19 protein-coding genes and 3 rRNA genes are annotated in these 21,011 nt (G+C 61.9%); 13 read left to right on the top strand and 9 right to left on the bottom strand.

Annotation, left to right across the window (positions count from 1 at the left end):
- Positions 1–326: 326 nt before the first annotated feature.
- The 3 genes from CCONF_RS11030 to rrf all read left to right on the top strand — a co-directional run bounded on the left by CCONF_RS11030 (position 327) and on the right by rrf (position 5,605).
- Positions 327–1,844, top strand: a 16S ribosomal RNA gene (locus CCONF_RS11030).
- 435 nt (positions 1,845–2,279) lie between these two features.
- Positions 2,280–5,363, top strand: a 23S ribosomal RNA gene (locus CCONF_RS11025).
- Positions 5,364–5,486: 123 nt separating this feature from the next.
- A 5S ribosomal RNA gene (gene rrf, locus CCONF_RS11020) occupies positions 5,487–5,605 on the top strand.
- The 16S, 23S and 5S rRNA genes sit together here, the layout of an rRNA operon.
- A 181-nt stretch (positions 5,606–5,786) precedes the next feature.
- On the opposite strand, the gene CCONF_RS11015 is transcribed toward rrf, so the two are convergent.
- On the bottom strand, positions 5,787–6,767 hold the full coding sequence (locus tag CCONF_RS11015; RefSeq protein WP_290223706.1) for a pseudouridine synthase: 981 nt from the start codon (positions 6,765–6,767) through the stop codon (positions 5,787–5,789).
- Here CCONF_RS11015 and CCONF_RS11010 point away from each other — a divergent pair.
- The 4 genes from CCONF_RS11010 (at position 6,766) to CCONF_RS10995 (ending at position 9,001) form a co-directional block, all read left to right on the top strand.
- Positions 6,766–6,903, top strand: a complete 138-nt coding sequence (locus CCONF_RS11010; RefSeq protein ID WP_290223703.1) for a hypothetical protein — start codon at positions 6,766–6,768, stop codon at positions 6,901–6,903. The two genes, CCONF_RS11015 and CCONF_RS11010, sit on opposite strands and share 2 nt — an antisense overlap.
- An 82-nt stretch (positions 6,904–6,985) precedes the next feature.
- Entirely contained in the window at positions 6,986–7,882 is an 897-nt protein-coding gene (locus CCONF_RS11005) for a universal stress protein (RefSeq protein WP_290223701.1), read from the top strand.
- A 169-nt stretch (positions 7,883–8,051) separates the two neighbouring features.
- Positions 8,052–8,318, top strand: a complete 267-nt coding sequence (locus CCONF_RS11000; protein WP_290223698.1) for a GlsB/YeaQ/YmgE family stress response membrane protein — start codon at positions 8,052–8,054, stop codon at positions 8,316–8,318.
- Positions 8,319–8,392: 74 nt separating this feature from the next.
- Positions 8,393–9,001: a TetR/AcrR family transcriptional regulator gene (locus CCONF_RS10995; protein WP_290223696.1), complete on the top strand. Its 609-nt coding sequence runs from the start codon at positions 8,393–8,395 to the stop codon at positions 8,999–9,001.
- A gap of 12 nt (positions 9,002–9,013) precedes the next feature.
- On the opposite strand, the gene yidC is transcribed toward CCONF_RS10995, so the two are convergent.
- Positions 9,014–10,123: a membrane protein insertase YidC gene (gene yidC / locus CCONF_RS10990; protein ID WP_290223694.1), complete on the bottom strand. Its 1,110-nt coding sequence runs from the start codon at positions 10,121–10,123 to the stop codon at positions 9,014–9,016.
- 69 nt (positions 10,124–10,192) lie between these two features.
- Between yidC and CCONF_RS10985 the strand changes: the two genes are divergently transcribed.
- On the top strand, positions 10,193–10,936 hold the full coding sequence (locus CCONF_RS10985) for a class E sortase (RefSeq protein WP_290223692.1): 744 nt from the start codon (positions 10,193–10,195) through the stop codon (positions 10,934–10,936).
- A 5-nt stretch (positions 10,937–10,941) separates the two neighbouring features.
- On the top strand, positions 10,942–11,094 hold the full coding sequence (locus tag CCONF_RS10980; protein ID WP_168166959.1) for a hypothetical protein: 153 nt from the start codon (positions 10,942–10,944) through the stop codon (positions 11,092–11,094).
- Between the two features lie 14 nt (positions 11,095–11,108).
- On the opposite strand, the gene CCONF_RS10975 is transcribed toward CCONF_RS10980, so the two are convergent.
- Positions 11,109–11,699, bottom strand: a complete 591-nt coding sequence (locus CCONF_RS10975; protein WP_290223689.1) for a DUF2020 domain-containing protein — start codon at positions 11,697–11,699, stop codon at positions 11,109–11,111.
- On the opposite strand from CCONF_RS10975, the gene CCONF_RS10970 reads away from it, so the two are divergent.
- A complete protein-coding gene (locus CCONF_RS10970; protein WP_290223686.1) occupies positions 11,698–12,894 on the top strand; it encodes a sensor histidine kinase in 1,197 nt (398 codons plus the stop codon). The genes CCONF_RS10975 and CCONF_RS10970 overlap by 2 nt on opposite strands.
- A gap of 43 nt (positions 12,895–12,937) precedes the next feature.
- Positions 12,938–13,576, top strand: a complete 639-nt coding sequence (locus tag CCONF_RS10965; RefSeq protein WP_070769145.1) for a LuxR C-terminal-related transcriptional regulator — start codon at positions 12,938–12,940, stop codon at positions 13,574–13,576.
- A gap of 113 nt (positions 13,577–13,689) precedes the next feature.
- Here CCONF_RS10965 and CCONF_RS10960 read toward each other — a convergent pair whose 3' ends face one another.
- Positions 13,690–14,325 (bottom strand): DUF6474 family protein, encoded by a 636-nt coding sequence (locus tag CCONF_RS10960; protein ID WP_290223684.1) that lies wholly within the window; start codon positions 14,323–14,325, stop codon positions 13,690–13,692.
- Positions 14,326–14,431: 106 nt separating this feature from the next.
- Here CCONF_RS10960 and CCONF_RS10955 point away from each other — a divergent pair, with 106 nt between their 5' ends.
- Entirely contained in the window at positions 14,432–15,916 is a 1,485-nt protein-coding gene (locus tag CCONF_RS10955; protein WP_290223683.1) for a TM0106 family RecB-like putative nuclease, read from the top strand.
- Here the strand turns inward: CCONF_RS10955 and CCONF_RS10950 are convergent.
- Entirely contained in the window at positions 15,861–17,192 is a 1,332-nt protein-coding gene (locus CCONF_RS10950; protein WP_290223682.1) for a copper oxidase, read from the bottom strand. The two genes, CCONF_RS10955 and CCONF_RS10950, sit on opposite strands and share 56 nt — an antisense overlap.
- Positions 17,193–17,204: 12 nt before the next feature.
- Entirely contained in the window at positions 17,205–18,362 is a 1,158-nt protein-coding gene (locus CCONF_RS10945) for an MFS transporter (protein ID WP_290223680.1), read from the bottom strand.
- A gap of 82 nt (positions 18,363–18,444) precedes the next feature.
- Here CCONF_RS10945 and CCONF_RS10940 point away from each other — a divergent pair, with 82 nt between their 5' ends.
- Positions 18,445–19,320, top strand: a complete 876-nt coding sequence (locus tag CCONF_RS10940) for a LysR family transcriptional regulator (protein ID WP_290223678.1) — start codon at positions 18,445–18,447, stop codon at positions 19,318–19,320.
- A 19-nt stretch (positions 19,321–19,339) separates the two neighbouring features.
- On the opposite strand, the gene CCONF_RS10935 is transcribed toward CCONF_RS10940, so the two are convergent.
- The 3 genes from CCONF_RS10935 to CCONF_RS10925 form a co-directional block, all read right to left on the bottom strand.
- Positions 19,340–19,531 (bottom strand): helix-turn-helix transcriptional regulator, encoded by a 192-nt coding sequence (locus CCONF_RS10935; RefSeq protein WP_070769141.1) that lies wholly within the window; start codon positions 19,529–19,531, stop codon positions 19,340–19,342.
- A 5-nt stretch (positions 19,532–19,536) separates the two neighbouring features.
- Positions 19,537–19,995, bottom strand: coding sequence for a hypothetical protein (locus CCONF_RS10930; RefSeq protein ID WP_290223675.1), 459 nt, complete (start codon positions 19,993–19,995; stop codon positions 19,537–19,539).
- 310 nt (positions 19,996–20,305) lie between these two features.
- Positions 20,306–20,908: a superoxide dismutase gene (locus tag CCONF_RS10925; RefSeq protein WP_290223673.1), complete on the bottom strand. Its 603-nt coding sequence runs from the start codon at positions 20,906–20,908 to the stop codon at positions 20,306–20,308.
- Positions 20,909–21,011 lie beyond the last annotated feature (103 nt).

Here is a 21,011-nt window from a genome sequence, read left to right as displayed (position 1 = left end):
CAAAAATCTTTTCAAAGCTCTTAAATGAGCACGTGCTTTTTGTGTGTGTTTGTTTGGGTGCCAGTGATGTTTGAGAACTCAATAGTGTGCCAATGTACTTTTTGCATTTGTGTGGATGGTTGTGTTGGTGTGTGCCGGATGGCGCTTTCAGTTGGGGTGTCATTGAAATATAATTGTTTCTTTCTGGCTGCATTGATGTGATTGTTCATGTTTTGTGAATTTTTCATTTTTTCTTTGTAGTAATTCTTTTTTGGTCAGTATGCAGCGCATGGTTTGTGTGTTGTGTGTTGGTTTTGTTTGTTAGGTTTGGGCTTTTCACGAGCCTTTTTGTGGAGAGTTTGATCCTGGCTCAGGACGAACGCTGGCGGCGTGCTTAACACATGCAAGTCGAACGGAAAGGCTTCAGCTTGCTGGAGTACTCGAGTGGCGAACGGGTGAGTAACACGTGGGTGATCTGCCCTGCACTTCGGGATAAGCCTGGGAAACTGGGTCTAATACCGGATAGGACCGCACTTTGGTGTGTGTGGTGGAAAGTTTTTTCGGTGTAGGATGAGCCCGCGGCCTATCAGCTTGTTGGTGGGGTAATGGCCTACCAAGGCGGCGACGGGTAGCCGGCCTGAGAGGGTGGACGGCCACATTGGGACTGAGATACGGCCCAGACTCCTACGGGAGGCAGCAGTGGGGAATATTGCACAATGGGCGGAAGCCTGATGCAGCGACGCCGCGTGGGGGATGACGGCCTTCGGGTTGTAAACTCCTTTCGCCAGGGACGAAGCGTTTTGTGACGGTACCTGGATAAGAAGCACCGGCTAACTACGTGCCAGCAGCCGCGGTAATACGTAGGGTGCGAGCGTTGTCCGGAATTACTGGGCGTAAAGAGCTCGTAGGTGGTTTGTCGCGTCGTCTGTGAAATTCCGGGGCTTAACTCCGGGCGTGCAGGCGATACGGGCAGGCTTGAGTACTGTAGGGGTAACTGGAATTCCTGGTGTAGCGGTGAAATGCGCAGATATCAGGAGGAACACCGATGGCGAAGGCAGGTTACTGGGCAGTTACTGACGCTGAGGAGCGAAAGCATGGGTAGCGAACAGGATTAGATACCCTGGTAGTCCATGCCGTAAACGGTGGGCGCTAGGTGTGAGACCCTTCCACGGGTTTTGTGCCGTAGCTAACGCATTAAGCGCCCCGCCTGGGGAGTACGGCCGCAAGGCTAAAACTCAAAGGAATTGACGGGGGCCCGCACAAGCGGCGGAGCATGTGGATTAATTCGATGCAACGCGAAGAACCTTACCTGGGCTTGACATATTTAGGTTCGCGGCAGAGATGTCGTTTCCCTTTGTGGCCTTTATACAGGTGGTGCATGGTTGTCGTCAGCTCGTGTCGTGAGATGTTGGGTTAAGTCCCGCAACGAGCGCAACCCTTGTCTTATGTTGCCAGCATTTGGTTGGGGACTCATGAGAGACTGCCGGGGTTAACTCGGAGGAAGGTGGGGATGACGTCAAATCATCATGCCCCTTATGTCCAGGGCTTCACACATGCTACAATGGTCAATACAATGCGTTGCGACACTGTGAGGTGGAGCTAATCGCTTAAAGTTGGCCTTAGTTCGGATTGGGGTCTGCAACTCGACCCCATGAAGTCGGAGTCGCTAGTAATCGCAGATCAGCAATGCTGCGGTGAATACGTTCCCGGGCCTTGTACACACCGCCCGTCACGTCATGAAAGTTGGTAACACCCGAAGGCGGTGGCCCAAACGTGTTAGGGAGCCGTCGAAGGTGGGATCGGCGATTGGGACGAAGTCGTAACAAGGTAGCCGTACCGGAAGGTGCGGCTGGATCACCTCCTTTCTAAGGAGTTTTCATTTATTGGCCCACGGTTGTGGGTGTTGGTGGCTGATGTGTCTGTGTATGGCACTGTCATCATTTGTTTAATCGGGTGGACGCATGCCCCCAGTGAATGAGGCTGGGTGCAATCATTCTTTTTCGCAAATGCTTATATTCCATGTGTTGGTTTGTTTTGGGTATGTTGGTGCATTGTTGGGTGTCTGGGGCATTAGTGTTGTCCTGGTGCTAACACACGACTAGCAGTTGGCCATGGTGTGGTTGGTTGTGGTGTGTGTTGGGTGTTGTGTGAGAACTGTATAGTGGACGCGAGCATGTACTGCATGTGAGCAACTGTTGTGGTTGTTTGTGTGTGGTGTGATGTGATTTCTTGTTTTTCTTAATTTTTGTGTGTTCACCCGCCATGAGGGCAGTCTTTGTGGGCTGTGTTTGTGGTGGTGTGTGTTCGTTGTGTGAAGGGCGCATGGTGGATGCCTTGGTATTGTGTGCCGATGAAGGACGTGTCAGGCTGCGTTAAGCCTCGGGGAGTTGTCAAGTAAGCGTTGATCCGAGGATGTCCGAATGGGGAAACCTGCCACTCGTTGTGGGGTGGTACCTGCCCATGAATTCATAGTGGGTGTGGGGGTTACGCGGGGAAGTGAAACATCTCAGTACCCGTAGGAGAGGAAAATAATAATGATTCTGCTAGTAGCGGCGAGCGAACGTGGATGAGGCTAAACCGTGTGTGTGTGATACTTGGTAGGGGTTGCGCATGCGGTGTTGTGGGGTTTCAACGTTGAAGTGTCTACCAGTGCTTCGTTGTGGTGTGTGTGTTAGCTGAATTGGCTTGGAATGGTCAACCGGAGTAGGTGAGAGTCCTGTAGGTGAAGGCATACTTGTCATGATTGTTGTTGTCCCCGAGTAGCAACGGGCTCGTGGAATCTGTTGTGAATCTGCCGGGACCACCCGGTAAGCCTAAATACGTGCAATAACCGATAGTGTATTGAGTACCGTGAGGGAATGGTGAAAAGTACCCCGGGAGGGGAGTGAAATAGTTCCTGAAACCATGTGCTTACAATCCGTCAGAGCACTTGTTTGTGTGTGATGGCGTGCCTTTTGAAGAATGAGCCTGCGAGTCAGCGGCATGTCGCGAGGTTAACCCGTGTGGGGTAGCCGTAGGGAAACCGAATCCTAATGGGGTGTTGTCAGTGGCATGTCCTGGACCCGAAGCGGGGTGATCTACCCATGGCCAGTGTGAAGCAGCTGTAAGAGGTTGTGGAGGCGCGAACCCACGTAGGTTGAAAACTGCGGGGATGAGTTGTGGGTAGGGGTGAAAGGCCAATCAAACTCCGTGATAGCTGGTTCTCCCCGAAATGCATTTAGGTGCAGCGTTACGTTTTAAGCCTAGTGGAGGTAGAGCTACTGGTTGGTTGAGCGGGACTACAATCTTAGCAACATCAGCCAAACTCCGAATGCCGCTAGTGTGTGCGTGGCAGTGAGACTGTGGGGGATAAGCTTCATAGTCGAGAGGGAAACAGCCCAGATCGCCGGTTAAGGCCCCTAAGGGTATGCTAAGTGGAAAAGGATGTGGGATCGCGAAGACAGCCAGGAGGTTGGCTTAGAAGCAGCCATCCTTGAAAGAGTGCGTAATAGCTCACTGGTCGAGTGGTTCTGCGCCGACAATGTAGTGGGGCTCAAGCATACCGCCGAAGCCGCGGCAACAATGTTTTGTTGGGTAGGGGAGCGTCGTGCACGTGTGGAAGCAGTATCGTAAGGCGCTGTGGAGTGTGTGCGAGTGAGAATGCAGGCATGAGTAACGAATTGGTAGGTGAGAATCCTACCCGCCGGATGACTAAGGGTTCCTGGGTCAAGTTCGTCTTCCCAGGGTGAGTCGGGACCTAAGGCGAGGCCGACAGGCGTAGTCGATGGATAACCAGTTGATATTCTGGTACCCGTATATCCGCGCCCAATGGTAAAGCAGTGATACTAACCACCCATATCGCCATGTACTCGCCCTTTCGAGGGCATTGTCGTGGTTGATATGCGTGGGGCCTGAACTGTGGTCCAAGCGATGGGGTGACACAGGTTGGTAGCCATGCCACTTATTGGATTGTTGGTGTAAGCGTGCAGACTGTGGTGTAGGTTAAATCCGCACCATGTATGGTCGAGGCGTGATGCGTAGCCCGTGAGGGTGAAGTTGGTGATCCTGTACTGTCGAGAAAAGCCTCTAGTGAGTGGGTGTACGGCCCGTACCCTAAACCGACACAGGTAGTCAGGTTGAGTATACTAAGGCGTTCGGGTGAACTGTGGTTAAGGAATTCGGCAAAATGCCCCCGTAACTTCGGGAGAAGGGGGGCCACTGCTGGTGCCATACTCTTTGCGGTGTGTGTGCTGGTGGTGGTCGCAGAGAATAGAGGGGTCCGACTGTTTATCAAAAACACAGGTCCATGCGAAGACGTGAAGTTGATGTATATGGACTGACGCCTGCCCGGTGCTGGAAGGTTAAGAGGACCTGTTAGGAACCTTTGGTTCCGAAGCGGAGAATTTAAGCCCCAGTAAACGGCGGTGGTAACTATAACCATCCTAAGGTAGCGAAATTCCTTGTCGGGTAAGTTCCGACCTGCACGAATGGCGTAACGAGACCTCTGCTGTCTCAACCACAGGCCCGGTGAAATTGCATTACGAGTAAAGATGCTCGTTACGCGCGGCAGGACGAAAAGACCCCGGGACCTTCACTATAGCTTGGTATTGGTATTTACTATCGTTTGTGTAGGATAGGTGGGAGACTGTGAAGCTATCACGCTAGTGGTGGTGGAGTCGTTGGTGAAATACCACTCTGATGGTAGTGAATGCCTGAACCTTGGCCCATGATCTGGGTTGGGGACAGTGCCTGGTGGGTAGTTTAACTGGGGCGGTTGCCTCCCAAAATGTAACGGAGGCGCCCAAAGGTTCCCTCAGCCTGGTTGGCAATCAGGTGGTGAGTGTAAGTGCACAAGGGAGCTTGACTGTGAGAGTGACGGCTCGAGCAGGGACGAAAGTCGGGACTAGTGATCCGGCACCTACTTGTGGATGTGGTGTCGCTCAACGGATAAAAGGTACCCCGGGGATAACAGGCTGATCTTCCCCAAGAGTCCATATCGACGGGATGGTTTGGCACCTCGATGTCGGCTCGTCGCATCCTGGGGCTGGAGTAGGTCCCAAGGGTTGGGCTGTTCGCCCATTAAAGCGGCACGCGAGCTGGGTTCAGAACGTCGTGAGACAGTTCGGTCTCTATCCGCCGCGCGCGTTGAAACTTGAAGAAGGCTGTCCCTAGTACGAGAGGACCGGGACGGACGTACCTCTAGTGTGCCAGTTGTCACGCCAGTGGCAGGGCTGGTTGGCTACGTACGGGAGGGATAACCGCTGAAAGCATCTAAGCGGGAAGCCTGTTTTAAGATGAGGTTTCATTATTAGGCCCCCGGAAGACTACCGGGTTGATAGGCCAGACCTGGGCGCATCGTAAGATGTGGAGGCTACTGGTACTAATCGGCCAAACAACCAACACCACACAAACTATTGTGTGGAACAAAACAAAACACAAGATATCGTCACTTTGTCGTGTTCGCGTCCACTATGCAGTATCTGACACAACACCCCGGACCAGACACCACATGTGTGTCCCGGATGTTTGTCGGTGGTCAATAGCGGCAGGGAAACGCCCGGACCCATTCCGAACCCGGAAGCTAAGCCTGCGTCGCGCCGATGGTACTGCAACCGGGAGGTTGTGGGAGAGTAGGTTACCGCCGACACCAAACAACAACATAAAATTCAATAACCAAGAAAACACCCGGTAGAAGCCATAAGCAAGGTTTCTACCGGGTGCTGTCGTATTCGCGGATGCTGCCAATACCCGCGTTGCCAATACCCGCTGTGTGCCCAGTGCATGTGGATGCTTTAAGGGGCTAAGTATTCGTGGTGGGCCTGGTCGCCTTATGAGATTCGTACGTCGATCGGAGTGGTCTCGAAGGTGCGCTCGATGCCGTCGAGCGGGTCGGTGAAGCTGAGCTGTGTGGCGGTCAGGTGCATGGGGACGCGGAAGTCCTCGGCGTCCTCCGAGAGGATGTCCGGGTAGATGGGATCGCCCAGGATGGGTGCGCCGGCGGACCATAGATGGAGCCTGAGCTGGTGCGTTTTGCCGGTGGTGGGCACTAGCGTATAACGCGTCAATGGTGGCTGCGACCCATGGACGGCTTCGACGCCTAGCTTGTTGGTGATGAGCTCGGCTTTGACGACGTGGGTTTCGGCGTTGGGCTCGCCTTCTACGATTCGCCCCTGGATTTCGCCTGGGGTCTTCTCCAGCCGGCTGCGCCAGACGGTGCCTGCTTGTATTCCAACGTCGGGGGCGATGGCTTGGTAGACCTTGTGGACCTTCCGCTCGGCGAACATGGTCTGGTAGGCCCCGCGGATCTCGCGGCGTTTGGTGAATAACAAGATCCCTGAGGTGAGCCGGTCCAGGCGGTGGGCGGGGGCGAGCTCGTCAATCCCGGTCGTGCGGCGCAGCTGGACCGTCGCGGTCTGTACGATGTGGCGGGCGCGGGGCATCGTCGCCATGAACGGTGGCTTGTTGGCCACCAGGAGGTTGTCGTCCTCGTAGACGACGGGGATGTCGTAGGGGATGGGCTCTTCTTGAGCCGGCATGCGGTAGAAGTAGACGTCTTGGCCGGCGCGGAGGATAGAGCGCGGACTGAGCACCGTGCCATCGCGGAGCACGACGGCGTGGTCGTCGAAGCGGCGCTGGAGCGCGGTGGCATCGTCAGCTGGGTGGCGGTGGCGCTGGCTGGTGATGACGTGGGCGAGGAAGTCCCATGCCGTGATGCCACTTTCCGGTACCCGCACGCGGGTGGGGTTTAGTCCATTTTGTATCCCTAACGGGCTGTATCCCTTCCGATGATGGGCTATCCTTTGTGACATGGACTTTGATGCACTCCTCGCGCCGGCTCTGGAATTTTCCTCCAATGGTATCGGAGCCGTTCTCCGCGACATATTGGTGGGTTTGTACACCTTCTTGTTCCCGGCTAATTCCGACGCTGCTCATATCATCGACTAGTTCGGGGTTAGCCGCGCGTGTAAGTTGTTATAACCGGCTATAATTGGTTGTGTAAGGCCCACCGGAGAAAGGACTAAAGATAATGGCTAAAGAAGACATTGTTGTCGTTGCAGTAGATGGTTCTGAGGCTTCCCACAACGCCGTTCGGTGGGCGGCCAACACCGCCACCAAGCGTGGAATCCCGCTGCGGATTGCCTCCAGCTACACCATGCCGCAGTTCCTCTACGCCGAGGGCATGGTTCCGCCGAAGGAGCTTTACGACGACCTGCAGAACGAGACCCTGGAAAAGATCGAGGAAGCCCGCGCTATCGCGCACGAGTCCTTCCCCGACCTGAAGATCGGCCACACCGTGGCTGAGGGTTCCCCCATCGACATGCTGCTGGAGATGTCGCACGACGTCACCATGATCGTCATGGGCTCCCGCGGCATGGGCGGCCTGTCCGGCATGGTGATGGGCTCTGTCTCCGCTTCCGTGGTCTCCCACGCTGCCTGCCCGGTGGTTGTCGTGCGCGATGACAACGCCGTCAACGAGGCCAACAAGTACGGCCCAGTCGTCGTCGGTGTGGATGGCTCCGAGGTCTCCCAGAAGGCCACCGAGTACGCCTTCCAGGAAGCCAACGCCCGCTCCTCCGAGCTGGTCGCCGTGCACACCTGGATGGACATGCAGGTCCAGGCTTCCCTGGCCGGTCTGTCCGCCGCACAGGCCGAGTGGGCAGACGTGGAAAAGGAGCAGGGCGAGCTGCTGGCTGAGCGCCTGTCCTCCTTCCAGGAGAAGTACCCGGACGTGCCGGTCAAGAAAATCATCGCGCGTGACCGCCCAGTCCGCGCCCTGTCGGACAACTCCGAGGGTGCCCAGTTGCTGGTCGTCGGCTCCCACGGCCGCGGCGGCTTCAAGGGCATGCTGCTCGGCTCGACCTCCCGCGCGCTGCTGCAGTCCGCGCCGTGCCCGATGATGGTCGTGCGCCCCGACTCCGAGTAGTCTGAGTAGTCGCCCTAGGCGAAAGCTATTAAGCCATAGTTGCCCGAAATTATGACAGGGCATCTGTGGCTTTTGCTGTTTTAACGGGCACAATGGGAAGTAGGCGGGCGACAGTGTAGGCCCGCCCACGGTAAATTACTAAGTCAAGCGTTCTTTTGGAAGGAATATTATGGGACTGGGGCTAAGCTTTTTCATGTCCATCATCGTAGGTATCATTGCCGGCTGGCTGGCAGAAAAGATTATGAAGAAGGATCACGGGCTGGTCACTAACCTGATCGTCGGTGTCATTGGTGGTCTGATTGGTGGCGGCATCCTGTCGCTTATCAACCAGGGCAACCCGAGCAACATCTTCCTGCAGATTATTACGGCTACCGCCGGTGCCTGCATCCTGCTGTGGATCGTCGGCATGATCCGCGGGGGCAGCAAGAAGGAATAATCTAAATTCGCATACAAACCGGTTCGTCTATATTGTGTAGATGAACCGGTTTTTTGTTTGTGGAAAGGATAGCCGTGGCAGAAAAGAAATCGCGTCGGAACCGTCCGAGCCCGCGCAATCGACTTCTCGACTCCGCCACCCGCCTGTTTACTACGGAAGGTATTCGGGTCATCGGAATCGACCGAATCCTCCGGGAGGCGGACGTCGCCAAGGCATCCCTGTACTCCCTCTTCGGTTCCAAGGACGCGCTCGTTATCGCCTACCTGGAAAACCTCGACGAGCAGTACCGCGCCGAGTGGAACGAACGGACCGCTAACGCGAAGGACCCGCAGGAGAAGATCCTGGCCTTCTACGACATGGCCATCGAGCAGGAACCGGCCAAGGAATTCCGCGGCTCCCACTTCCTCAACGCCGCCGGCGAGTACCCGCGTCCGGAAACGGAGTCCGAGCACGGCATCGTCGCGGCCTGTCTGGAGCACCGCCGCTGGATGCATTCCACCATGACCGCCCTGCTCAATGAGAAGAACGGCTACCCCTCGGACGCGCAGGCCAGCCAGCTGCTCATCTTCCTCGACGGCGGGCTCGCCGGGGCCCGTTTGGAGCGCGACGTCACCCCGCTCAAGACCGCCCGCGACCTGGCCCAGGAGATGCTCTCGGCCCCGCCGGCGGACTACTCCATCTAAGGCTTTGTCTCGCTAGGCCCCTTCCCGGGGGCCTTTTTCTATGTCTTCCTCGGGGGCTGGGGAGGCCTCGGCGGCTTCGCCTTCCACCGTTTCCCCTGCGTTGGCTGCCGATGCCCCCTGCTGTCTGCCGACTTCCTTCCGAGCGGCGCGGCGCTCCGCCATGAGCTCGCGGCTGGCCTGCTGCTGCATCTTGCGCCGGGCCTGCTTCTTTCCCTTTTCTTCCTTCTTCTCGGCGCGGCTCAGCTTGTTCTTCCGGTTGGCCCGGAAGTCTTTCCAGCTCTGGCGGCGCAGCTCGTGGACGTCGGTGCCCAGCGGCATCCGGCGCCGCAGGAAGACCTCGAAGACCAGCGTCTGGCACAGGGTGAACAGGTTCGTGCAGGCCCAGTACAAGATGATGGCCACCGGGATCGGGCCGGTCATTGCCAGGTGCCAGAGCATAAACGGCACGAACGGGATGATGATCACAACGAAGTAGAACATGCGCCGCGGCACCTTCTGGTCGAACTGCGTGGTCAAGAACGCGCGGTAGCCGGTGATCACCATGTTCACGGTGGTAAAGATGAGGGCGGCGACCAGCCACGGCATGATGACGTGGCGGACCTCTTCGCCGGTGATGCCGAGTTCCGCGGCCCAGTCGTGCGGCATCGAGACGAAGGCCGGCAGCGGGATGCCCATGAACGTCGTCTCGCGGAAGGCCTCGACCTCCGCGGCGCTGAGCAGACCCACGGTGTCGCCCGTCGAGGGCCGCGCCATGCGCAGTACCACCTGGTACAGGCCCAGGAAGAAGGGCATCATGATAAGCGGCGGGATACAGCCGATGAGCGGCCGGTAGTTGAACTTCTTGTTCAGCTCCTCGGTCTCAACCTGGAGAGCCTTGTACTCCTCGATGGTCGTGGCTTCCTCGGTGCGGCGCTCGATGTCGCGCTTGGCCGGGCGCATGAGCGCGCCGGTGCGGCCCATCTTCACCGAGGACCAGGACAGCGGCGCGATCAGCCCCCGGATGGTGAGGACGAGCAGCACGATGGAGACCAACCACGCGGTCTGGTCATCAAGGAAGCTGTGGGTGATGAAGTGCCACAGCTTCATGATTCCGGACACGGGGTACATGAAGATAGTCAGCATGCGCGCAGGCCTTTCCGCAGTCTCTGGTGAATGAGGCAGATCCAGCCTACAGGCGCTACACTATTGCGCATGAATCACACGCGCCTCAGTTGGCAGCAGGTTATGGGAGAAATCTTTATGACCGTCGGGGTGCTGCTGCTGTTGTTCGCCTTTTATGAGGCCTATTGGACCAACCTGAAGTCCGCCGAGCTCCAGGACGAGGCTAACCAGAACCTGGAGCAGCGCTGGAACGAACGGACCAACCCGCGCGGCAAGCTCCACCCGGAGCTGGGCGAGGCCTTTGCCCGGATGTACATCCCCAGCTTCGCTTCCGACTACCACTTCGCCATCCTGGAAGGCACCGACGAGGACGACCTGCTCAAGGGTCCGGGGCGCTACGTCGATAGCCAGATGCCGGGCGAGAACGGAAACTTCGCCGTCGCCGGCCACCGCGTGGGCAAGGGCGCGCCCTTCAACGACCTGGGCAAGCTGGAAACCTGCGACTCCATCGTCATCGAAACCCAAGGCGAGTGGGTGACCTACCGGGTCTTGCCCATCGACGGGCAGCCGGCGGACTGCTTCACGCCGGAACAACAGGAAAAGATCTATGGCGGCCCTTATGCCGGGGCGCCCGGCCGCCACATCACGCTGCCCGGGGACATCGGCGTTATCGCTCCCATCCCTGGGATGGCCGCCGGCGGGCCGGAGCCCAGCGAGGCTCTGCTGACGCTGACCACCTGCCACCCGCAGTTCTCCAACGCGGAGCGAATGATCGTGCACGCGATGAAAGTAGACTCGAGCCCAACGCGCCCGGCCGCGATGGAGGAGGAATAGAAACCATGTACCGAGCACTCTGGAACCTCTTGCCGGGCCCTACCCCCGTGAAGGTGCTGCTGGCTATCGCCATCGCCGTGGGCGTGTTCTTCCTCCTCATGGAGGTCGTCTTCCCGGCCATCTCCCCGTTGATGCCGTACAACGACGTCTCTGTCTAGGCCCGCCTCGCAGCCTAGAGCCCGAGGTTGGTGATCGCTTCTCGGGCGATGGACTCGGCTTTGATGGTCTGCAGCTGGTTGGTCCAGACTGCCACCGCGTGGTTGTCCTTCTGCACCGCGAAGACCGCCTGGTCGCCCAGGATCCCGCGGCCGCCGGACCAGCCGTCGAACTCGGCGAGCTCCGTGGCATCGACGGGCGCGGCCCAGTCCACGACGTCCATGGCGGCGTCGCGGTCGGGCATCTCGCGGATGATGACGGTGGCCTGCGGGTCCTCCGGGTAGGACCAGAAGATGCAGGCAGGCGTGCTAAACCGGGGATCGATGGCCTGATCGGTCAGGCGCTGGCCGTTGGTTTCCGCCAGCCACTGGCCGTCCAGGTAAGGGCACTCGCCGGGCTCGGTCGCCTCGGCCGTGGTCTCCACCGGCAGGCCGTCGCCGGGCTGCTCGGCCGCTGCGTTTTCCGGGGCGGTGTCGTTGCTGTCGGCCGGCTGCTCGGCGGCGGGCTGGGCCGAGTTGTCGCTTTCGGGTGCGTCGCTGGACTCGCTGCTGCAGGCCGCGAGGCCAAGCGCTACGACGAGCACGGCGGGAAGTAGGCTTTTGGGCATGAGTACCAGTCTAGAGCACCCGTCCGCGGAGAACCTGAGCGATGCGGATGTCCTGCGCAACGGCATCCACATCCTCACCGCCACCTTGCTGGTGATCGCCATCTTCGCCTCCGTGCGGATGCCGCTGGGGGACGCCGCCGCGAACCTTGTGCTGCTGTCTGCCTTCGCCGCCGTCTACTTCGCCGGCTCCATCTACATGCACCTCTGGCTGTTTACGGTCAAGCTTTTGTGGCTGGCCGCGCTGACCGCCCTGTGGGTGCTGGACCTGACCATCGCCCCGGCGGGCATCTACCTGGTCTTTAGCCTGTTCTTCCTCTATCTGCGCGTGCTGTCGATGTTCTGGGGCGTCATCATGGTGATAGTCGCCGGGGTGATCTCCGTGGTCGTGCAGATCCCGGACGGCCTGACCTTCGGCGGCGTGATGGGCCCGGGGGTCTCCGCGGTGGTCACCATCGCCATTTACTACGCCTTCGACACGCTCCACCGCATCAACCTGGAGCGCGAGGAGCTCATCGCCGAGCTCGTCGAGACCCGCGCGCAGCTGGCCCAGACGGAGCGCGAGGCCGGTATCAGCGCGGAGCGCCAGCGCATCGCCCACGAAATCCACGACACGCTGGCCCAGGGGCTGTCCTCCATCCAGATGCTGCTGCACGCCGCGCAGCGCGACATCGCTAGCGAGGACCCAGTCCGCGCCAGCCAGCGCATGGACTTGGCGCGCTCGACCGCGGCCGAGAACCTCAAGGAGGCCCGCGCCATGATCGCCGCGCTGCAGCCGGCCGGCCTGTCGGAGACCTCCCTGGCGGGCGCGCTCACGCGCATGGCGGAGGGCTACGCCGCCACCGGCGAGCTGGAGATGGAGGTCGAAACCGACGGCGAGCCCCGCCAGCTGCCGATGAAGGTCGAGGCCGCGCTGCTGCGCATCGCCCAGGGCGCGGCGGGCAACGTCGTCAAGCACGCGCACGCGAGCCGGGCGCGCGTGACCGTGACCTACGAGGACGACGAGGTCCGCTTAGACGTGGTGGACAACGGGCGCGGCTTCGACCCGGAGGAAGTCCGCGACCGGCCCGCCGGGCTGGGGCACATCGGGCTCAGCGCCCTGCAGCGCCGCGCGGAGGAGCTCGGCGGGACGATCTCGGTGGAATCCACGCCTGGGTGCGGCACGGCTGTATCTGTTAGCGTTCCCTTGGTAGATTAAACTTTCGGAGGATACGTGTTTCCACAAAAAGGAGAGGCTCCACGTGATTAGGGTTCTGCTAGCTGACGACCACGAAATCGTCCGACTAGGGCTGCGCGCCGTGCTAGAGGAGGCCGACGACATCGAGGTAGTCGGGGAGGTGGCCACGGCCGAGGCCGCGATCTCGGCGGCCCAGGCCGGCGGCATCGACGTGCTGCTGATGGACCTGCGCTTTGGCGCGGGCGTGGAAGGCACCCGGGTGATGGGCGGGGCGGAGGCCACCGCTGCTATCCGCTCCCACATGGAGCACCCGCCGAAGGTGCTGGTCGTGACCAATTACGACACGGACGCGGACATCCTAGGCGCCATCGAAGCCGGCGCCTTGGGCTACCTGCTCAAGGACGCCCCGCCGGCGGAGCTGCTCGCCGCGGTGCGCTCGGCCGCGGACGGGGACTCGGCCCTGTCGCCCATGGTCGCCGACCGCCTGATGACGCGCGTGCGCACGCCGCGCACCTCGCTGACCCCGCGCGAGCTGGAGGTGCTCAAGCTGGTGGCCGCCGGCGCCTCGAACCGCCAGATCGGCCAGGACCTCATGCTCTCGGAGGCCACCGTGAAGTCCCACCTGGTGCACATCTACGACAAGCTGGGCGTGCGATCGCGCACCTCGGCCGTCGCCGCCGCCCGCGAGCAGGGCGTGCTCTAGCCCGCGGTCCCGCGCCCCGCGCCGCCTACTTCGGCGCGGACAAAGCTCAACCCCGGTCCGGCAGGTAGATGCTGGGATCCGGGGTTGTGCTGTGGGCTTAGGGACGCCGCGTTCTAGGCGGTGGTGAGGCGCTGCTGGATGTCGTAGGTGATGCCGTCGATGTCGGTGTTGATCGACGAGTGCGCGCGGCGGCGCTGATCGGCGGTCATGAATTCCGCGTTGTCGGTGGCCGCGTCGAGCTCGTCGAGGCGGTCGCGCACGTCGCGCTTGAAACCGGCCGGCAGGTCGGTACCCTCCAGTGAGTTGCGGATGCCCTGGGTGCGGGCCTTCAGGGAGGCGCCGTGGCCGGCAAAGGAGGCGAGCTGGTCGCGGGAGACGCCGGCCTTTTTAGCCTGGCGCTTCTCGTTGTTTTCGCGCAGGGCCACCAGGCCGCGGTAGGCCAGCGGCAGCAGCAGCGGGACGGCCACGCGGGCGGCGCCGGCGTAGCGCTTGACATTGTCGGAGTTAAAGCGGCCGGCCTTGAGCTTCTCCAGCTCCTGCTTGGCCATCTTTTCCTCGTGCTTGCGGCGCTTCTTCAGGCCCTTTTCTTCCGACTTCAGCAAGTTCTTTTCCTGCTTGGCCAGCAGCTTCTGCTGGCGGCGCTCCGCCTTGGAGGCCTCCTTGACCTCGGCCCGGGCGCGGGCCTTGGCGGCCTTGGCTTCTGCCTTGGCTTGGGCGCGGAGCTTACGAGCTTTCTTGAGCAGGCTCATGACGTTAGTCCTCACTGTGGTTGAAGGTCGTTGTCTTGGGAACTATTTGTTTGCAGTGTAGTGCTGCATTCAACATTACCTGTCCTAGTCTATTAAGCTCGGACGGGTGAGCGATTGGTTGACGGCGTCGGATCTGGTGGGGTGCCAGTACCGGCGGGTTCAGGCCCGGCGCTTCCCCGAAATCCCCGCCCCTGCCTCCGCCGCCGCGCGGGCCGACAGGCTGCGCGCCGCCCGCGAGGCCGTCGCCGAACAGCTGCCCCAGCAGGGCAAAAAGGTCCGCCGCAAGGACTTAGGGCCCCTGCCGGCTGACGATGCCTCCCAGCGCGCCGCCGCCACCCAGCGCGCGCTTAGCGGCGCGCACACCCACATCACCGGCGGCGTGCTCATCGCCGAGGGAGTAGCGGTCAACGTGGACCTCTTGTTGCGCACCCCGGACGGGGTCGTCCCAGTGCTGGTCTCCAACCACCGCGTGGCGCGGAAGAAGCCCGGCAAGACCCTGCCGGGCGTGCCCACCCATCGCCTCGGGCTCAGCCGCCCCCTGCCGCTGCCGTACCAGGCACGCCACCACGTGGCCGACGGCTATCGGCTGGCGCTCGCGGAGCGGGCCCTCGGCGAGCAGTACGCGGGTCGGGCCGGGATCATCGGCCAGGACCGCCAGCTGACCTTCTTCACCGAAACGCAGCGCTACCAGGCCGCGCTGGATACCGCCCTGGCCCGCCCGCTGCCCCAGGCGCCGCGCCGGGTCAAAGAATGCGCCAGCTGCCGCTTCTGGCCCGTCTGCGAGCCGGAGCTGACTGCCGTCGACGACATCAGCCTGTTCTTGCCCGGTGACAAGGCCGACCCGTACCGGGAGCAGGGCATCGACAGCGTCCAGGCGCTTATCGATGCTGACTACTACCCGGCCTCCCAGCTGGCCGCAGCGTGGCGGGAGGGGATAACGCTGCTGGCCCGCGACGCGCCCGCCATCCCCCGCGCCGACGTGGAGGTCGACGTGGACATGGAGGCCTACCTGGACCAGGGAGCCTACCTCTGGGGTGCGTGGTATGCCGGCGAATACTACCCCTTCGTGACCTGGGAGCCGCTGGGCGGGCGCGCCGAGGCCCGCAACTTCGCCGCGTTCTGGGACTGGCTGATGGGCATCCGGGCTCGCGCCCATGCGGCGGGCCAGACCTTTGCGGCCTATTGCTACTCCGCGCACGGCGAGAATCACTGGATACGCATGTCCGCCAAGCGCTTCGGTCAGCCCGCGTTGGCCGAGGTGGAAAGCTTCCTTTCCTCGCCCGAGTGGGTCGACTTGTTCGCCCACGTCAGGGCCCATTTCCTTGGGCCGTCCGGGTTGGGGCTCAAGGTGGTGGCCCCGCACGCGGGTTTTCACTGGCGGCAGGGTGATTTCGCCGGCGAGGAATCCGTGGCCGCGCGCCGGGCGGCGTTGCGCGGGGATACCGCCGTGCGCGAGGCGTTGCTGACGTATAACGAGGACGATGTGCAGGCTACCCGCGCGGTCCGTGACTGGATGAGCGCGGGCGCGCCGGGCGTTAGATACCTCCAAAAACCGCCAGCAGCAGCGCCAGGGTCACCAGACCGGCGGTGATCTGCCCCCACTGGGATTCGGTCTCCGGAGCTGGGCCCTCCGCCTGCTTCATCAGGACGGCCTTCTGCGCCTTGACCGCGCGGATCATGAACACGGGGAAGGCGGCCAGCGGGATGATGCACAGGACCGAAGAAAAGACCGCTAGCCAGGACTTTTCCGTAATCAGCCAGACGATGAGGCCGCCGTTAATCAGCGTGGAGCGGAACAGGCCGCCGCGGTTCATTTCCTTCAGGCCGGCGCGTACGGCCGAGGGGCCGCCACCCATCGTTGTGGGCATGATGTAGCTGAGTACGCCGATGAGCAGTTGGCCGGCGAAGCCGATGAGCAGCGGCAGCGTCGGCAGCGGCTCTGGGTTGCCGCTGATAAAGACCTGGACGGCCAGGTAGACGATGGTCAGCGCCAGCCACGTCACCGCCGCCAGCACGGAGACCGCCGGGTAGCTGACCCGGTCGCGCGGCTCGGCTAGCACGGCGCCGACGTTGCGTAGCCACTGCTGGAGGCTGGCCAGCCAGCCGGCGGCGTAGACCACCAGGCCCGCACCGGTTAGCCACGCGAGGCTGCTGAGCGCGCCCGCGATGGTCACGGCGGTGCCCACCGCGAGGAGGGCAAGCGTCGGGTTCATCCGCGTGGTGATGCCCTTGGTCCGCCACATGGTGGGGAAAAGCACCGTCAGGCTGGCCGCGGCGGCCAGGCCGATGAAACCGCCGATATTGGTCACCACGTGCGCGGTCAGCAAGCGCCCGTACCAGGGCTCGGACAGGCCCATGGACAAGATGGCGCCGAAGAAGGCGCCGACGGGCAGGCACAGCGCCGAGCCGACATAGCCCAGGATGATGGGGCGGAAGCGCTTGGCGCTATCGACCCCGCGCCACTGCTGGGTCAGGCTGGCGCCATGCCAGAGCAGCATGGCGCCGACGATGAGCGCGCCCAGCTGCGTGAGGATAAAGTGCAGGTTCCAGATGTCGTCGAGGGCCTGGCCGATGATGGCCAGAACCACGCCCGCGTTGAGGATGTAGATCCGCCGCAGTTGGTTGGGGCGGGCCGAGTCGGGCAGCCGGGCCTGGACGAATTTCTCGGTCAGGTACTGCGACCAGACGACGATGTTGTTGGTCACCACGCCCAGCGTGAACAGGTGGATGAGCACCCAGCGGTAGTTGGGGATGAGGGTGTGCACCGCCCCGGCCAGGATGAAGATCATCATCCACAGCGTGATTGGTTTGCTGGCGCGCCGGTGCCAGGTCTTCCCCGACCACTTCTTGTTGGGTATTTTCTCCATAATTTCCCTAGTTTATCCCACCGCGCGCCGCTTCAGCGTTGCGGCGATGGCGATAAGGATCACGGAAACCAGCACGTAGAAGCCCACGAAGATGGCCCAGCTGAACGCCCCGAACAGCGTTCCCGCGAAAGCGCCCAGCACCGAGGAGCCGAAGTAATAGCAGAAGACGTACATGCTGGAGGCCTCCGCCCGGTCGTGGTTAGCCACGGCGCCGACCCAGCCGCTGGCCGTGGAGTGGGCGGCGAAAAAGCCCACGGTCAGCAGCAGCATGCCAGCAATCGTTGCCACCAGGGGCCCGAGCGTGAGCGCGATGCCGACGCCGAAGAGCACGCACGCGCCCAGCAGGGTGGTCCCCCGGCCGTGCTCGGCGGCCAGCTTGCCGGCCTGGGCAGACGACCAGGTGCCGAAGAGATACAGCAGGAAGACGAAGCTGACCAGCGCCTGCGGCAGTCCGAAGGTCTCGATGAGCCGGAAAGAAATGAAGTTGTAAATGGAGACGAAAGAGCCCATCGCCAGCAGGGCGACCAGGAAGAGCAGGCCGAGTTCCTTGGTCCGCCAGTGCTCGAGCATGGCGGCGAATTCGCGCCGGGGATTGAGCGTTTTGGCTGTGAAGTTGTGCTGCTTGGGCAGCAGGAACGCCGCCGCGACGGCGAAGAGGAAGGACACCAGCGTGGAACCGGCCAGTGCCCAGTGCCACGAGGTCAGCTCCAGCAGGCCGGAGGGGATAAGGCGCCCCATCAGGCCGCCGATGGAGGTGCCGGCGATATACAGGCCCATCGCCCGCGGCAGCGCGCGGGCGTTCAGCTCTTCCGAGAGCCAGGCCATCGCCACCGCAGGAGCTCCCGCCATGAGGGCGCCCTGGACGGCGCGCAGCCCAATCAGTAGCGCGGGGCTGGACGCCCACGGCACCGCGAAGCCAACCAGCGTGGCCGCCAGGCAGGAGACCAGGAGGATCCGCCCGCGGCCGAAGCGTTCGGAGACGATGGAGGCGGGTACGACGCAGACCGCCAGCGCGCCCGTCGCCGCGGAGACTGTCAGCGCGGCCGCCGTGGAGCTCAAGCCCACCTCGCTGACCAGCTCCGGCAGGATGGCCTGGGTGGAATACAGGCAGGAAAAGACTGCCAGCCCGACGCAGAGCATGGCGATGGTAGCGCGGGTATTTCGGGGCATGGCTCTCAGCATATCCTCAGCATGCCCGCGCGGGGGCTATGTGTAAAATGTGGGAAATGGCAGGACTTGATACACTTTGTGCATGAATGTGGATGACCTGCGCGGTTTCATCGCCACCGCGGAGACCGGCGCCGTCGGGGCGGCCGCCGACCGGTTAGGAATTAGCCAGCCCACCCTCAGCCGGCGCATCCAACGGGTGGAAAGGGCCGTTGACGCGAGCCTCTTCGACCGCGCCGGCCACCGCGTGGTGCTCAACAGCCGCGGTGCGGGCTTCCTGCCCCACGCGCGCACAGCCCTGGCGGAGCTTTCCCGCGGGGCCGCGGAGGTCGCCCGCCTGATGGACCCCGACCGGGGCACGGTGCGCCTGGATTTCATGCACTCGCTGGGAACCTGGATGGTCCCCGACCTCTTGCGCACTTACCGCGCGCGCTACCCGAACGTCGAGTTCCAGCTGCACCAAGGGGCCGCCCGAGAGCTGGTCGACCGCGTCCTAGCCGGCGAAGCCGACCTCGCGCTCGTGGGACCGCGCCCGCTCAATGCCGCCCCACACGCGCTGAGCTGGGCGGTGCTCGAGCGCCAGCGCCTAGGCATTGCCGTGCCCGCCGAGCACTGGGCGGGAACCGCCGATACCGTCACGATGGCGCAGTTTGACGGCGAGCCCTTTATCGGCATGCTGCCGGGCTACGGGACCCGCATGCTGCTGGACGACCTCGCCGCCGCGGCCGGCGTCACCCCGCGCTTCGTCTTCGAGTCGATGGAGCTGACCACCGTCGCGGGACTCGTCGAATCCGGCCTGGGCAGCGCCCTATTGCCGCTGGAAGACCCGTACCTGCAAGCTCGCAACGTAATCCCGTTGGACCCGCCGGCGTACCGCGAGCTCGGCCTGGTATGGCGCCCCGGGGACGACGCCCCGGCCGTCGCCCAGTTCCGCGACTTCGTCTGCCAGGCTGGGTGCTAGCGGAGGCTGACAGGCGGAGCTAATCCGGGATGAAAAGGTCCTCGATCGTGCAGTCGAAGAAGGCTGCCAGCTGGAACGCTAACGGCAGCGACGGATCGTAGCGACCTTTTTCCAGGCTGATGACCGTCTGGCGGGATACGCCTAAGGCGTCGGCCAGTTTTTGTTGGGATAGGTTGTGTGTAGCGCGGTACTCGCGTAGCCGGTTGTTCATAGCGCTTAGGACTCGCGTCGCTTGTGGAGCAGGTACGAAACCCAGAAAACAACCGCTAGGAACGTGCCTAGACCGATGGTTAACCAGGAGGCGGAGACCTGGAAATCCCAGAATACCGAGACCACTCCGAGCGCGCCTACTGCCCACAGGCAGACGTGGAAAGTGCTTTGGGCTGCCTGGTCGTACCAGCGAGACTCGATTGACTCCTCCGGCTGGGCCGGCGCCCCCGCGATGGTTGAGCGGTCTACCAACACAGCCCACCATGCGACGAACCCCACCGGGAACAGGCACGCGGCGTATATCACGACGGCCAACCCGGCGGATACTCCCGTGTGATCCGTCAGTGCGGTCAGAACCGCGCCAACTATGACCGCGGTCATCGCACCAGCCGCAGCGGAGGTCAACATCAGCTTGCGCTGGCTGCCGCCGGAACGCATCCGGCCGAGGCGTGTTTTCGTTTCCATGGTTTACCCCTTTCCTGGCCTGAGTGGCATCGCCGGCTTGCTTCGGCTTCTGGCCTTGCTCTGGCCGCGCTTTAGTCAAGTCTGCTTTACGTCTATGAGCATATGTTAAGCATGCTTTACTGTCAAGGGGGCTTTGCTATGTCAACCCATCGGCCTTTGCGCCTGAAGGCGAACGGTGCCCTGGGGATACGCGCAGACTCGGTGGTAGAAGCCGATTTTTCCGCACATCCCGCGGGATCGAGAAAGGGCCGAGCCCCGCGCGGGGCCGGCCCTTTAGTGAGGAACGCTGGAAAGCGCTAAGTTGCTTCTCTTACTTCTCAGCGGCAGCCAGGCGCTCGGCGACGTCGTCCCAGTTGACGACGTTCCAGAAGGCCTTGACGTAGTCGGCCTTCACGTTCTTGTACTGCAGGTAGTATGCGTGCTCCCACATATCTAGCATCAGCAGCGGGGTGAAGTTAACGGAAACGTTGCCCTGCTGGTCGGTCAGCTGCTCGATGATGAGCTTGCCGGCGATGTGGTCGTAACCCAGCACGGCCCAGCCGGAGCCCTGCAGGCTGGTAGCAGCGCCAGCGAAGTGAGCCTGGAACTTCTCGAAGGAGCCGAAGTCGCGCTCGATGGCCTCAGCCAGCTCGCCGGTCGGCTGGCCGCCGCCGTTCGGGGACATGTTCTTCCAGAAGATGGAGTGGTTGGTGTGGCCACCCAGGTTGAAAGCCAGGTTCTTGGACAGGGCGCGGATGCGGTCCGCGTTAGCCTCGCCGTTGCGCTCGGCCTCGAGAGCTTCGAGAGCAGCGTTAGCACCCTGCACGTAGGTGTTGTGGTGCTTGTCGTGGTGCAGCTGCATAATCTCGGTGGAGATGTGCGGCTCCAGAGCGTCGTAGTCGTACGGCAGGTCGGGAAGTTCGTAAACAGCCATGATTAAATTCCTTTCGTTGGGTACGGGCCCCATAATAGGCTGGTTTGTAGATTTCGCAACGAAATTCTTGCAAAAATCTATAAACCCGCAGTACAACGTCAAA

This window comes from Corynebacterium confusum, assembly GCF_030408715.1.
GTDB classification, from domain to species: domain Bacteria; phylum Actinomycetota; class Actinomycetes; order Mycobacteriales; family Mycobacteriaceae; genus Corynebacterium; species Corynebacterium confusum.
This window is presented reverse-complemented; position numbering and strand designations above follow the sequence as displayed.